General features: G+C 70.1%; 16 protein-coding genes. 8 read left to right on the top strand and 8 right to left on the bottom strand.

The window, feature by feature from the left end:
* Window positions 1–26: 26 nt before the first annotated feature.
* Both CRP52_RS16370 and CRP52_RS16375 read right to left on the bottom strand, forming a co-directional pair.
* A complete protein-coding gene (locus tag CRP52_RS16370) occupies window positions 27–488 on the bottom strand; it encodes a carboxymuconolactone decarboxylase family protein (protein WP_097237065.1) in 462 nt (153 codons plus the stop codon).
* Entirely contained in the window at window positions 485–1150 is a 666-nt protein-coding gene (locus CRP52_RS16375; protein ID WP_097237066.1) for a class II aldolase/adducin family protein, read from the bottom strand. Before CRP52_RS16375 ends, CRP52_RS16370 begins: the two co-directional genes overlap by 4 nt.
* A 125-nt stretch (window positions 1151–1275) precedes the next feature.
* Between CRP52_RS16375 and CRP52_RS16380 the strand changes: the two genes are divergently transcribed.
* The 3 genes from CRP52_RS16380 to CRP52_RS16390 all read left to right on the top strand — a co-directional run bounded on the left by CRP52_RS16380 (window position 1276) and on the right by CRP52_RS16390 (window position 2982).
* A complete protein-coding gene (locus CRP52_RS16380; RefSeq protein WP_257032525.1) occupies window positions 1276–1659 on the top strand; it encodes a MerR family transcriptional regulator in 384 nt (127 codons plus the stop codon).
* Between the two features lie 527 nt (window positions 1660–2186).
* The gene (locus CRP52_RS16385) at window positions 2187–2678 is read left to right on the top strand and encodes a DUF5994 family protein (protein ID WP_097237068.1); all 492 of its coding nucleotides are present in this window, start codon (window positions 2187–2189) and stop codon (window positions 2676–2678) included.
* A 58-nt stretch (window positions 2679–2736) separates the two neighbouring features.
* Window positions 2737–2982: a hypothetical protein gene (locus tag CRP52_RS16390; protein ID WP_097237069.1), complete on the top strand. Its 246-nt coding sequence runs from the start codon at window positions 2737–2739 to the stop codon at window positions 2980–2982.
* Between the two features lie 83 nt (window positions 2983–3065).
* Here CRP52_RS16390 and CRP52_RS16395 read toward each other — a convergent pair whose 3' ends face one another.
* Both CRP52_RS16395 and CRP52_RS16400 read right to left on the bottom strand, forming a co-directional pair.
* Entirely contained in the window at window positions 3066–3668 is a 603-nt protein-coding gene (locus CRP52_RS16395) for a DUF5994 family protein (RefSeq protein ID WP_143685757.1), read from the bottom strand.
* Between the two features lie 190 nt (window positions 3669–3858).
* Window positions 3859–4308, bottom strand: a complete 450-nt coding sequence (locus tag CRP52_RS16400; RefSeq protein ID WP_306458866.1) for a DUF5994 family protein — start codon at window positions 4306–4308, stop codon at window positions 3859–3861.
* A 251-nt stretch (window positions 4309–4559) separates the two neighbouring features.
* Here CRP52_RS16400 and CRP52_RS16405 point away from each other — a divergent pair, with 251 nt between their 5' ends.
* Window positions 4560–4985 carry a CBS domain-containing protein gene (locus CRP52_RS16405; RefSeq protein ID WP_143685758.1) on the top strand — a complete coding sequence of 142 codons (426 nt, stop codon included), beginning with the start codon at window positions 4560–4562 and terminating at the stop codon, window positions 4983–4985.
* 32 nt (window positions 4986–5017) lie between these two features.
* On the opposite strand, the gene CRP52_RS16410 is transcribed toward CRP52_RS16405, so the two are convergent.
* Window positions 5018–5461 (bottom strand): ATP-binding protein, encoded by a 444-nt coding sequence (locus CRP52_RS16410; protein WP_179852816.1) that lies wholly within the window; start codon window positions 5459–5461, stop codon window positions 5018–5020.
* 396 nt (window positions 5462–5857) lie between these two features.
* Between CRP52_RS16410 and CRP52_RS16415 the strand changes: the two genes are divergently transcribed.
* Entirely contained in the window at window positions 5858–7066 is a 1209-nt protein-coding gene (locus tag CRP52_RS16415; RefSeq protein WP_097237074.1) for a PP2C family protein-serine/threonine phosphatase, read from the top strand.
* Between the two features lie 170 nt (window positions 7067–7236).
* Here the strand turns inward: CRP52_RS16415 and CRP52_RS16420 are convergent, their stop codons facing one another.
* The gene (locus tag CRP52_RS16420) at window positions 7237–7644 is read right to left on the bottom strand and encodes an STAS domain-containing protein (protein ID WP_097237075.1); all 408 of its coding nucleotides are present in this window, start codon (window positions 7642–7644) and stop codon (window positions 7237–7239) included.
* Window positions 7628–7999 (bottom strand): helix-turn-helix transcriptional regulator, encoded by a 372-nt coding sequence (locus tag CRP52_RS16425; protein WP_097237076.1) that lies wholly within the window; start codon window positions 7997–7999, stop codon window positions 7628–7630. Before CRP52_RS16425 ends, CRP52_RS16420 begins: the two co-directional genes overlap by 17 nt.
* 256 nt (window positions 8000–8255) lie before the next feature.
* On the opposite strand from CRP52_RS16425, the gene CRP52_RS16430 reads away from it, so the two are divergent.
* On the top strand, window positions 8256–8507 hold the full coding sequence (locus tag CRP52_RS16430; protein ID WP_097237077.1) for a hypothetical protein: 252 nt from the start codon (window positions 8256–8258) through the stop codon (window positions 8505–8507).
* A gap of 36 nt (window positions 8508–8543) precedes the next feature.
* Here CRP52_RS16430 and CRP52_RS16435 read toward each other — a convergent pair whose 3' ends face one another.
* Window positions 8544–9122 carry a DUF5994 family protein gene (locus CRP52_RS16435; protein ID WP_143685759.1) on the bottom strand — a complete coding sequence of 193 codons (579 nt, stop codon included), beginning with the start codon at window positions 9120–9122 and terminating at the stop codon, window positions 8544–8546.
* Between the two features lie 833 nt (window positions 9123–9955).
* Between CRP52_RS16435 and CRP52_RS16440 the strand changes: the two genes are divergently transcribed.
* Window positions 9956–10666 (top strand): hypothetical protein, encoded by a 711-nt coding sequence (locus CRP52_RS16440; protein WP_143685760.1) that lies wholly within the window; start codon window positions 9956–9958, stop codon window positions 10664–10666.
* 988 nt (window positions 10667–11654) lie between these two features.
* Window positions 11655–11894 carry a GntR family transcriptional regulator gene (locus CRP52_RS16445; protein WP_097240127.1) on the top strand — a complete coding sequence of 80 codons (240 nt, stop codon included), beginning with the start codon at window positions 11655–11657 and terminating at the stop codon, window positions 11892–11894.
* The last annotated feature ends 188 nt before the right edge of the window (window positions 11895–12082 follow it).

Consider the following 12082-nt stretch of genomic DNA (forward strand, 5'->3'; position numbering starts at 1 on the left):
GTGCCCGGAGCAGACGCTATCGGTGGTCAGCCGGACTTGTCGTCGTCCTGGAGGAGTTCGACGATGATCTCGATGCCGAGTGCGTAGGCCGGTGTGCCCGAGGTGATGAGCGCGGTTTCGGCGACTCCGATGAGGTCGGCGATTCCGGCGCCCGCGTGGCGTGCTCCCCGGGCGTGGATCCGGGCCGGTTCCGCCCGGCCGAGGGCCAGCAACTGCCCGAAGTGGACCAGCTGTTGCACCCGCCCGCCGAGTGGGCTGTCGGCCAGCACGAGGTGGCGCAGAGCCGTGAACGCCTCCTCCGTGGCGAGCCGCCCGTAGGCCTGGGCCACCCGTAGGCGGTCCTCCACCGGGCCCGGGACGGCTCCGAGGGTCGTGCGGTAGCGGTCCCGAAGGGCTTCGGCGCGCTCGGCGAAGGTGCGGTCGGTGACGGCGTGGTCGGCGACGCGGTGGTCAGCGACGGCGCGCTCGGCGAAGGTGCGGTCGGTCATGACGCCACCCGCGCGATCGAGGCCCGGACGGCCTCCAGGGCGCCCTCGGGGAAGTCCACGGCCCCGCCGATCGCCGCCGCGGCGATCTCGGCCTCGGCGCTCTCCTCGATCGCCACCACGAGGTTGCCGGCAGCCGCCGCGTCCGGGCCGAACACCAGCAGCCCGTGGTTGGCCAGGAGGACCGCGGCCGTCGTCGGGCGCCGCTCCAGGACGTCCGCGATGCCCCGGACCGACACGTCCGACCCGCGCGGCCCCCACGGCACCACCGGCACCTCTTCGGGCTGTCCGAAGCGCAGCATCGGTTCGGTGCGGCACGGCAGCGGCCGGTGGGCCACCGCGAAGGCGGTCGCGGCGGGTGAGTGGGTATGGATGATCGCGCCCACGTGCGGGCGAGCGCGGTAGACGGCGCTGTGCATGGTGATGATCTCGGCGCTGACGGAGCGCAGTTCTCCTGCCAGGACCTGCCCGTCGAGACCGACGGTCGCCAACTGGTGCGGCTCCAGGTCGCGGACGAACCCCGGGGTCAGCAGGAAGCGGTCGGCGTCGAGCCGGACGCTCAGGTTGGCGTGCCCGGAGTGCGACATCACTCCCGCCACGAAGAGCTGCCGGGCGGCGTCGACGAGTTGGTGGGCCCGGCTCTTCACTTCAGGTGTGTCTGTCATCTCTTCGTCTCCGATGCTCCGTCGGCGGCGGCCGGTTCGCCGCCGCTGCACGTGCCGGCCACTCTGCGACTTGAACTAAGGTTCAAGTCAAGCGCCGGCCGGCACGACGAGACGAGGTGCAGAGCATGCTCATGACGATCGGTCAGCTCGCCGAGATCACCGACGTTCCCGCGTCAGCCATCCGGTACTGGGAACGCCACGGTCTGCTGCCGGCCCCCGAACGCCAGAGCGGGCAGCGGCGCTATCCGCCGGAGGCTGCGGACCGGATCGTGCTGCTGCGCAAGTTCCAGCAAGCCGGGCTGACCCTGGCCGAGGTCAGGGAGTTCCAGCAGGACCAGCCGCGCAGGCAGGCGATGATCCGCACCAAGATCGCCGAGATCGAGCAGCGCATGGTCGATCTCGACCACGCCCGCCAGCTCCTGACCCACGCCCTCCAGTGCGGCAAGACGGACATCGTCAGCTGCCCGACCTTCCGGGACCAGATGTCGACCTGGACCCGGTCCGACTGACGGCGGGTGACCGTGCCGGGCGGTGCGAGACGACGTCGACGCCTTGCACGGCTGGTGAGTCCGGCCCCGAACCGAGACCACGCAACGACGAGGGCCCCGACCGTCGTACGGTCGGGGCCCTCGTCTGCCCTGGCGGGCGAAGGCGGAGGATACGAAATTCGAACTCGTGAGGGATTGCTCCCCACACGATTTCCGGCTGTCCGGGGCGGCCGTAGGGGTTCCGACCTGCGGTGGAGTGATCCGCCGACTGGGCTCTGAACGCCGGCGGACCCAGGAGAACGCAACCAGAACCGCAACCAGAACCGGCCGCATCAGGCCTCTCCCGCGCGGTGGGGATGACGTCTCATCCGGATCACCCGTGGGCGTGGACCTTCCCCGTCGCGGGTACCCGAGCCACGGTGGACGGACCGGTCCGGGGCCGAGGGTGCGGAGTACCGTGGGAATGTCGGAGCGGCTCGACCGGCAGCGACGGAGGACCGCTTCTGCGGTGGCGGACGGGACGTGCGTCCGCGGATGGGTGGCGTGCCATGTCGGATGAATCCGGTCCCCCGCACCACGGTCTTCTTCCGGAGCGGCTGCGGCAGGCCGCGAAGCCTGGAACGCTCCTGCTGCGCCTGGCGACCACGCGGTCGAGGGAGGGCCCGCTGGACGGCGCCTGGTGGCCTCGTTCACGGGATGTCGGTGCCGAGTTGCCCGGTCTGGTCAGGGCGTTGACCGAACACCTGGGCCCCGTGGTGAGCGTGGGGCTGGACGCGGACGCCTGGGACGAGGTGCCGCCCAGGCTGGTCATCGACGGGCGGTCGGTGCACATCGACCGGTACCCGGTCGGCGACGACACGGTGATCGTCACACGGGGAGACCGCGATCACTTCAGTCTGCTCGTCGTTCCCCCGCAGGCGGCTCAGGAGGCGGCCCTGGCCGCGATGGCACGTGCGGTCGAGGCCGGTGGAACCGGCTCGGCACGGCAGATCCTCGTCTCGACCGGCGCGGGCTCCGAGCCACCGGTCGAAGCGGTCTGAGAGGCCCGGCATCGCAGGTCGGGCCGCTCGGAAGGACAGGAGAGGCAGGGTCGGCAGGATGTCCGTCTACGTGAAACTCTCGCCCGAGGCCCGGGCACCGGCGGAGCCGTCGGGTGGGCCGCTGGACCTGCAGTACGAGGACGGCGCGGACGGCGTCACCTTCGAGTACGACCTGCACCCCAGCGGGGCGCTTCGTGTCCTGCGGGTCTTCGAGGACACCCCGCACCGGGTCGAGGCGTGCTTCAGCCCCGGAGCGTGGCTCCAGGTCGCGGGCACCTACCTGCGAAGCGGCTCCGAGTACTGACGGCGTACTGACGGCGTACTGACGGCGATCCATCGGGAGCACAAGAGCGAAGGATCGGGCGGCGGCGTCACCGGTGGTCGGCGTCACCGCTGGTCGGCCGCGGGCCCGAAGGCCGAGCGCCCGGGCGAGGACGACGGCCCGCCCCACCGGGCGGAGCCCCAGGCCGGGACCGAGGGGTCGCGTACCGGCCAGACGATCCCTCGCCGGTCGGGCACCTTCGCGGACGGCTCGTCGGCGAGCAGTTCGCTCGCCGTCCTGGTGTTCGCGGGATCGGCGGCCGCGGCCATGAGCCGGGCGGCGGCGACGGCTCCCGTCCGGGGTGGGACGACCAGCAGGGTCAGCCGGCGGGGAAGGTGTGAGCGGACCGAGATCGTGTGCTGGTCCTGCACGGCGGTGGACCCGTTCGCGTGGACGGTGTGGGTCACGTGGACGGTGCGGCCCGCGACCGGGATCCGTCGGGGGAGAGGCAACCACTGGGCGGGGTTCACGGTGATTCTGGCGACGTGGCCCCACCGCTTGTGCAGTTCGGCGGCCAGGGCGGGGAGTTCGAAAGGAAGGTCCTGCGACCGGGGCCACCATGCCCCGTCCAGCCGTCCGGCTCGCGGTCCGGACGGTGCCAGGTACAACCGCAGTACGGGCTCGGGCCCGGCGGGACCGGTAACGGGCGCGCCGCCGATCACGGTCATGATCACGGACCTGTCTCCGGACCTGAGCGGTGCCACGTCCGGGATTGCCGTTCGCCGGAAACGACGCGAGTGGCCGGTGCCGGCATGCGAGGTGCCTCCAGTACGTCCAGGCTGCTCCCGGTCCGGTTCCGGGCCGGACCCGGCGCGGCCCGGCCCGGACCCGGCACGGTGGTGAGCGGTCACGGACCGCTCACCCGAGCAGGAGTTCGGCGGCCGGGGTGTGGTTGCCGGTTGCCGAGGCCGCCGTCATCGCCGAGGCCGCGGTCCGCCTGCTGGTGCGGGGCGGTACCACCAGCAGGAGGAAGTGATCTTGGAAGCCCCGGGTGATGCTGATCGTCGCGTCGCTCGCGGCGAACCAGTTGATCTTGACGGTGCAGCCGTTGACCACGACCGACCGAGGTACTTCGTCCCAGGCCGCGGAGTCGAGGCCCACCCTGACGATGCGGCCCAGGTGGGCACCGAGCGCGGTGATCAGGTCCGGCAGCTCGTCCAGGACGTGCCCGGAGCGGGGCCACCAGGCCCCGTCGAAGATTCCCTCCCGCGCCATCGTCTGCTCCAGTACCAGGCGTGGCAGGAGCGGAGCCCCGGGCACCGACCACGACCCGGACGAGGAAGGAGTGGGAAGGGGGATCGGCATCATCAGGAGCCGCCCGTCCGGTCCACGAGGGACCCGTCATGACCCAGGGCGACACGAGCGCGAATGCCGGTGTGCGGAATGTCCTCGGTTGCCACCCACGGTACTCCGCGGGCGCCCTCGTCTGACGGTAACGCAGGAGTAGGCTTCACAGTGTCCAGGGCTTTCCGCATCCCGGTACCCCTTCCGGCTTCGTTCTGGGTGAACACTGTCCCGGCCGTCGGCAGGCAGCCGGAGATCGGGTAACGGTGAGCGCCGTGACCATTTCCTCCCCGCACTCGGCACGCCCCGGCCGCAGCCTCACTGTTGCCGATGCCATGGATTCGTGGGACTACCAGATAGCCGACGACAGCACCGTCGACCAGGCCAACGACATCTTCCTGAGCGCCCACGTCGACTACCTGGTGGTGCGCGGCTACGACGGCCGGTGCGAAGGGCTGGTCACCCGGGCCGGGCTCCATCCGTTCCTGAGCCGTTCCTGGTCCACCGAGCGGACCGCGATCAGCTCTACGGCGCATCAACGGGGCCCGTTCACGTGGCCGAGCATGAGCCTGCGCCTGGCCGCGGTTGCGATGCGGATCAAGCATCTGGCCGTCTGGCCCGTCGTGGACGCGGACGGCTATCTCCTCGGTGTCCTCACGGCAGGCCGCGCTGCCGCCCTGCTCGCCGCTCCTTCCGCTTGAACCGTCGTGTCCGTCCCGTCCTGCCGTCGTCATCACGACCGTGGTCTCACCGCGCCCGGGTCGGTTGGCCGACCCGGCAGGAGGAGGTCCGCCCAGACGGTCTTGCCGCAGCCTTCAGGGAAGGCGCCCCACTGCAGGGCCAGGCGGTCGACGATGAACAGTCCGTGGCCGCCGATCCGGGCAGGCTGGTGACTGCCGGGATCGGGTGGGGGGATGTCGGCGCGCGGATCCGTGACGGTGATGCGCAGACGTGAGCCGTCATCGTCCAGGTCCATGGCGAGGGGACCTGCCGTGTACCGGACGGCGTTGGTGAGCAGCTCTGATGCGACCAGTTGGGCGTCGTCGCCGGTGGTGGAGGGAGCCAGGCGCCAATCGGCGAGGGCCTGGCGGGTGAACGCCCGCCCTTCGCGCACCGGGGAGGCTCCGCTGCCCGCGGCGAACGTCAGGTGTCGATGGTGGTGGACGGCTGCGGACATGTGGTCGCTTCCCATCGGTTCGGGCCATGCCCGGATGACGAAGTCTCGTCGCACCATGACGGCTACCCGGTCGGGCGAGGCTCACGCGGCAGGAGCCGAGGAAGACGGGTGAGCGGCCCGGACTCGCGGCACCGTGGGCTTCCGGACCTGCGGCGGATTCGCCCGGCCGCGTCGGCTCCGTACGGTGAACGGCCGGGGCCGGACGCCACGAAGCCCGAGCCACGGTGGAACCGCGCCGTGCTCCGCACGCCCTCGGCATACCGTCGACCCGCTGGAGCGCGCATCGCCCGGCAGCGGGGCGTAATGGAAGGAGTTGCCTCGGTGTCACGGACGCGGGGCGTTCGGCTCGGCAACAGCGGCACCCGACCCGACGACGGAAGACGGCGGTGAACGAGGATGAGCGGTGACCAGCCGTCCGCCCCACCGGATCCCGGCCGGACGCACGGTACCGGCGAAGACCTGCTGTGGGGCCCGTTGCTGGACCGGACCCAGGAACTGCCGCCCCGGATGATCGCTCCACTGGTCGCCGACGCGGTGCGCCGGTTCGGCGGTCGCGACCCGGTCCTCCTGCTGCAGGACTACGGACAGCTGGTCCTGGCACCCCTGCACGGGCGGGGGCTGATGGTCGGAGGGCCGGTGCCGATCGACGCCTCTCCCGCGGGTGAGGCGTTCCTGCACGGTGTTCCCGTCGAGGAACCGCAGGAGGACGGCGTGCGGGTGTACCTGCCCCTGCCGGACGGCGGTGACGAGCTGGGTGTGCTTGCCCTGACTCTGGACGCCGTCGACGACGAGGACCGCCGGCTGCTGCGCGTCTTCTGCGCCCTGGTCGCCGATCTGCTGGTCACGAAGAACGCCTACACCGACCGGATCTTCCAGGCCCGGCGCCTCCAGCCGATGAGCTTGGCCGCGGAGATCCAGTGGTCGCTCCTGCCACCGCTCTCGATGACGGCCCCCCTGGTCGCCGTGGCGGGCATCCTCGAACCGGCCTACCACGTGGCCGGGGACAGCTTCGACTACGCGCTCAACGACGACCTCCTGCACGTGGCGACCATCGATGCCATGGGCCACGGACTGGATGCCGCCACCATGGCGACCGTGGCCATCGGCGCGTACCGGCACGCGCGGCGCGCCGACATCGGACTGGCGGAGATCTACGCCTTCATGGACCGGGCCATCGCCGAACAGTTCGGGCCGGACCACTTCGTCACCGCGCAGATGATGCGCCTGGACACCGTCTCCGGCCACCTGCAGTGGGTCAACGCCGGTCATCCGGCGCCATTGCTGATCCGCGGCCGTCGCGTCGTCGAGCGGTTGGAGAGTGCTACCACCCTGCCGGTCGGCTTCGGCGGCGAGCAGCCCGTGATCAGTGACCGGCTCCTGCGGCACGGGGACCGGCTGCTGTGCTTCACCGACGGCCTGGTCGAGGAACGCGCGCCCGGCGGGGGTCAGTTCGGTGAGCGTCAGCTCATCGACTGGGTCAACCGGGTCGAGCGCTCCGACTCCGGACTCCGGACCACGGTTCGCATGCTCTCCCACGTCCTCAAGGAGGAGCGGGGCGGGCGCACGAGCGACGATGCCACCCTGTTCGCGATCGAATGGCGCTGAGCCGTCGGTGTCCCCCTGTGCCGGCCGGGCACCGCCCCCGAGCACCGCAGGTCAGGACCCTCCGGGCCCGGGGCCGGGGCGCTGGAGGTCGAAGACGGTGGCGCGGATGCCTTCGTCGGTGGCCAGGTCGGTGGTGATCAGCGGTTCGCCGCGGGTCAGGACGGGTCCGGTCAGGGACTGTGCGGTGGGCAGGTGTCCGCCAGGGCGCTGCGGACGTCCGAGCAAATGGTGAAGACTTCGTCGGCGCCGGTGATCTCCAGTACTCGTCTGGTCTGAGGCGGCGGGGCGGCGAGCACCATCTCCACGCCGACGGCCCTCGCACGCCGGCGGGCGGTGAGGAGGGCGTTGAGGCATACCGAGTGGCAGAAGGCCAGGCCGGTCAGGTCGACGATCAGCCGGGGCGGGCGGCTCTGCACCACCCGTGCGAGGGCTTGCTGCAAGGGGTGGCGGTCCTCCAGGTCCACCGCGCCGTCGAGGCGGACGATCACTGCCGCTCCATCGACCACCGTGGTGGTTGTTCGCAGCTGCGGTGTGAGGTGCTGGAGGCGGTCGGGCGCGGTCTCACGGATGCTCACCATGATGATCACCGGTAGGAAGCGTCTGGTGGGGGCCGGGGCTGGGGCCGGGGCGGAGACCGGGGCCGCCGAACAGTGCCAGCAGGCCTGCGATCTCGTGGTGGGCCTCGGCGGGATGGCGGAAGTACGTGCCGCCGACGACGTGGTAGTGATTGCGACGTCCGTGCCGTGTACGGGTGAGAAAGCCGGCGTCCTCCAGATCGGTGACGATCGCCTGTACGGCCCTCTCGGTCACTCCGCACGTCGTCGCCAGATCCCGCAGGCGGATTTCCGCGTCACGCGAGATCGCCACGAGTACACGCGCGTGATGCGTCAGGAACGTCCACCTCGTCCGAGGCCCCTGCCCGTCTTCCCGCATGGCACAAGTATGCTCCCGGATTCCGGTTTTGGGATACCCGAGTCCAGGATCGTCAATGGTCGTTGCAGCCCGGCCACCCCGCGCGCCGTCCGCCACGACCCTTCCCGGATGTCGTCTACCTCGAAGATCGGCCACCTCCTCCACTCCTGGACCCGTCGTGGCGCCGGAGCCGCCGGCCGACATCCCCGGGTCGCCCTCCGTCCGCCCGTCTCGTACGGTCGTGGTCGGGGCAGGAGCGTTGTCACAGGAGGCCACGATGCGGCGCTACCGGTGGATTCTGGAGACCCAGGACGACGACGGCCACTGGTCCCGGCAGGGCGACACGACGATGCCGAATCCGCTGGAGTACGACGGTCCGCCGCAGCGGGCGGCCAACCACCTCAGGGACGTGTTCGTCCGCACCCTCTCCCGGCCCGCACCGGGCCCCAGGGCGGTCAGGGTCCCACTCTGGGAAGGGACCGGTGTCGACGGCGAGCCGGAGGCCGAGACCGAGTGGTCACGCGAGTGACGTCCACCCGGCCCGGGTGGACGTCATGCCTGCTGCCTACACGGATGCCGGCCAGGAGGCGGCCCGGCTCCGGGCGAGGTCGGCTCGCCGCTCCGCCTCGCCGAGCCCGGTGGAGGGGGTGACGGTCGACGGCAGGAAGTCGGAGCGGGTGCCCGTGCCGGTCGCCGCGGCGCTCGGTTCCGCAGTGAGCAGTTCGCTCGCGGTCCTCGTGTTCGCGGGATCGGCGGCCTCGGCCATCAGCCGGGCGGCCTCGACGGCATCCGTCTGGGGCGGGACGACCAACAGGTTCAGCCGGCGGGGGGCATAGGAACAGACCATCATCACGTGCGGGTCCTGTTCGACGGTGAACCAGCCCGCGTGGACGGTGTGCCCGGTGACCGGTATCCGCCGGGGGATGACGGGCCACTGCGCGGGGTTCACGGTGATCCGGGTGATCCGGCCCCATCGCTCGTCGATCTCGGCGGCCAGGGCAGGGAGTTCGAGAAGAAGATCGCGCGAGCGCGGCCACCAGGATCCGTCCAGTCGGCCCTGCCGCACGCCGCCGGGCGTGAGGGAGAGCCGTGCCGTGTAATCCGTGGTGGGGGGCGTCGTCGCACGATCGAGGGCCGTGGTCATGATCAAGCACCTGTCCCCGGGCCCGGCCGAGGGGCCGGGTCCGGCATCGCCGTTCGCCGGAGACGCCGCCAATATCCGGTACCGGCATGCGAAGTGCCTTCGGTGATGTCCAGGCTACTCCCGGTTCGACCGAGACCGGCACGGTCGCGGTGGTCGATCCGATGCCCGGCAACTTCGGGCGGGCGTCTCGCAGCGGCGGGATTGTCGACCGGCACACCCGTGGACCCAGGACCTCGCGTCGGCCCTCGGCGTTCACGCTGACGGCGACGAGGCAGTGGACGCGGGCGGCCCGGCCGCCCCACGGACCTTCTCACCCAACTGAGACCACGCAACGACGAGGGCCCCGGCCGCTGAGCGGTCGGGGCCCTCGTCTGCCCTGGCGGGCGGAGGCGGAGGATACGAGATTCGAACTCGACTTTTGCCGAGATTTGACCTGCGACGATGGGGCAGATTTGGACAAAGCCGGAGGATCTGCATGTCAGTCGATGCCCGTTCGTGCCCCTGTGTGCGCCGCCGTGCTGACACGTCAGCACAGATGATCATGATTGCCTCAGGCCAGTCTGAACGCTCCTCGCTGCGGCTGGCCGTTACAGCTAGTAGCGGTCGGGAGCTTCTCCACGGGGCGCGGGCCCGGCGTCCGTCGGCCCGGACGGCGCGCGTCAGGGCCTGAGAGCCATCTCGCCGGCCACGCCTCGCGCAGACAGGATGCCGCAGTCCCCGAGAGCTCAGCTCTCGGGGACTGCGGCGTTAGTTCGAGGTGGGCAGCCCCGCGGTTTCATGGCAAGACCATCATTCAGTCGCTCGCTGGTGCCGTGGCCCTTACTGTTAGCGGAGTGCTGACCCAGCTCCTTCCTGGTCTCCGAGACTTCAGAACACCTCTTGTCGCTGGCTACATATGGCTCGTAGCGGTATGGCTTGCAGTCCACGAGCGCATCCCAGCGCGCGAGAGCGCACGCGGCCTGATCAAGGATGTCTACGCACTCGCAGACTCAGTCGGCCGTCCGGCTGCGCTGGCGGCCGTCAGCCTCGGGGCGTACCTCGTTGGAGCCGTGATGGAGGTTCAGGCCGGCTCGGTGATCAAGGCCGCCAATTCTCTGCCGTTCATCAACCTTGGGTGGGTGAGCAACTCGGCGGCGGCAGACCTGCGCGACTACGTGAGCACCGCGGTGAAGGGGAAAGCTCAAGCTGCTGCAGACGGTCGAAATGTGGATGCGGACACGACACGTCTCATGAACGAGATCGCTGCTGAACGTGATCAGCTTGTCCTACGGATTCGACACTCCACTCTGGCGAAGTATGAGGAGTTTGCACGGACCAGCGCTGAGGCCGACTTTCGAGTCAGTGCAGGTATCGCGCTGCTTGCGCCCGTGCTTGTGCTCGGTCTGTGCTATGACCCGGCAGCGATTGCGCTGCTCGTGTTGCCGCTCTGGCTGATCATCAAGGGATGCATGCGCCTGCGGGATGCCAACGACGGGTTGGTGCAGGCACTCACCATCTCGGAGACGTCGTCGGGGGCGGTTCAGCGGTACAGCGCAAGCAGCTGATACCAGTCCTGGAACAACGCCTCTAAACCACTCGCCCGGCCTTGGTCCCCTGACCTGCGGTATCAAGGCCGGGCGATACTCGGTAGGCAGACGGAGAAGCCCCCGCCCGATCGGGTGGGGGCTTCTGTTTGGTCGGGCCGGGCGGGGTGCGGTCGGGCGAAGTCTTAGCGCGGCCGGGATGGAACCTGGAGCAGCTGTTGCACAGCAGATGCGCAGTTGGGGCAGGCGAACACGGACCATCCGGGCCCGCTGGCCCGCTCGATGGCGCCGACGACGGTCACGGCCGGGCCGGTGGTGTGGCACATGCAGCAGGCCGGGGGGATGCTTGCAGCTTCGGGCGCGGGGTTGTTCATCAGGCCACTGCTCCCGCGAGGGTATGCGGTACGCCGCTCGTTACGGTGTCGAGCCAGTGAAGCGGGTCCGGCAGGTCTAGCGCCGTGGCGAACGCTGCTGCTCGACGGTTCCGCTGGCGGGCTGCCTCGTCGGCGGCCTGCCGGGTGTAGGCGATGACGTGGGGTCGGACTGGCTCCCACTTGGGCATGAGCGTCCGTGCGACCACGTGCGGGGGGATCGGCTGCCGGATGCCGGAGCACAGAGGCAGGGTGTTCGCGGGACGCTGCGGAGTGCACTCGTCCCGGTCCCACGGCGCTCGGCGCTGTCCCACCAGGACGGGGCGGATCGGCTCGGGCTTGGGCTTTGGCGAGGGGCTGATCAGTGTGAGGGTCCGCCGGCGGACCGGGGACCAAGCCGAAGGCTTTGCCCGGCGGCCGTTACCTGGGGCGAGGAACAGTCGGAGTCGGGTCAGGATGCGGGCGATAAGCTCGATCACGTCGTAGCTCTCCAGAAGCTAGGGCCATGCCCCGGGACGTTGGCGCGTCGCCGGGGTCTTCTCATCTGTGACGGTAGCGACCCTGTATACCCCTGTCTATACCTAGCTGTGTACAAGAGGCTCTATGTGTGGTCCGGTGCTGCTGTGTACGGTTCCTGCGTGATTGAGTACGACCCCACTCGGCCCAAGTGGCAGCAGATCGCCGACGAGCTGCGGAAGCAGATCGAAAGCGGTGAGCTCGCCGAGAGCGCGCTGATTTCTGAGGTCAAGCTCGAACGAGAGTTCGGCGTGGCCCGCACGACGATCCGTAAGGCAACCGCCAAACTGCGGGACGAGAAGCTGATCATTACGACGCCTGGGATGGGCAGTTTCGTAGCCCCACGCACGGAGCAGGAGTAGCCCCTACCGGCGGTGCTGTGCCCGGTAGGGGCGTTCCCGGTCAGGGCAGTTGCGTCAGGAGTCGTCCGGACGTTCCCGGCGCTGGTAGGAACGGCTCAGCAGCAGCCGGGTGTACTCGGCTGCTTCGGGCGTGAGCTCGTCGTAGTAGGCGATCGGGTCCCCCTTGTACACCGTGTCCGCGGCGCAGC

This window comes from Streptomyces sp. 1331.2 (genome assembly GCF_900199205.1).
Lineage (GTDB): Bacteria > Actinomycetota > Actinomycetes > Streptomycetales > Streptomycetaceae > Kitasatospora.

Excerpts from the sequence above, each read along its gene's own strand:
- CRP52_RS16390 (WP_097237069.1), top strand. The coding sequence starts at position 2,737 with ATGTCCGTCTACGTGAAACTCTCGCCCGAGGCCCGGGCACCGGCGGAG.
- CRP52_RS16385 (WP_097237068.1), top strand. The coding sequence starts at position 2,187 with ATGTCGGATGAATCCGGTCCCCCGCACCACGGTCTTCTTCCGGAGCGG.
- CRP52_RS16425 (WP_097237076.1), bottom strand. The coding sequence starts at position 7,999 with ATGCGGGAAGACGGGCAGGGGCCTCGGACGAGGTGGACGTTCCTGACG.
- CRP52_RS16380 (WP_257032525.1), top strand. The coding sequence starts at position 1,276 with ATGCTCATGACGATCGGTCAGCTCGCCGAGATCACCGACGTTCCCGCG.
- CRP52_RS16400 (WP_306458866.1), bottom strand. The coding sequence starts at position 4,308 with ATGATGCCGATCCCCCTTCCCACTCCTTCCTCGTCCGGGTCGTGGTCG.
- CRP52_RS16395 (WP_143685757.1), bottom strand. The coding sequence starts at position 3,668 with ATGACCGTGATCGGCGGCGCGCCCGTTACCGGTCCCGCCGGGCCCGAG.
- CRP52_RS16420 (WP_097237075.1), bottom strand. The coding sequence starts at position 7,644 with ATGGTGAGCATCCGTGAGACCGCGCCCGACCGCCTCCAGCACCTCACA.
- CRP52_RS16375 (WP_097237066.1), bottom strand. The coding sequence starts at position 1,150 with ATGACAGACACACCTGAAGTGAAGAGCCGGGCCCACCAACTCGTCGAC.
- CRP52_RS16370 (WP_097237065.1), bottom strand. The coding sequence starts at position 488 with ATGACCGACCGCACCTTCGCCGAGCGCGCCGTCGCTGACCACCGCGTC.
- CRP52_RS16435 (WP_143685759.1), bottom strand. The coding sequence starts at position 9,122 with ATGACCACGGCCCTCGATCGTGCGACGACGCCCCCCACCACGGATTAC.
- CRP52_RS16430 (WP_097237077.1), top strand. The coding sequence starts at position 8,256 with ATGCGGCGCTACCGGTGGATTCTGGAGACCCAGGACGACGACGGCCAC.
- CRP52_RS16415 (WP_097237074.1), top strand. The coding sequence starts at position 5,858 with ATGAGCGGTGACCAGCCGTCCGCCCCACCGGATCCCGGCCGGACGCAC.
- CRP52_RS16410 (WP_179852816.1), bottom strand. The coding sequence starts at position 5,461 with ATGTCCGCAGCCGTCCACCACCATCGACACCTGACGTTCGCCGCGGGC.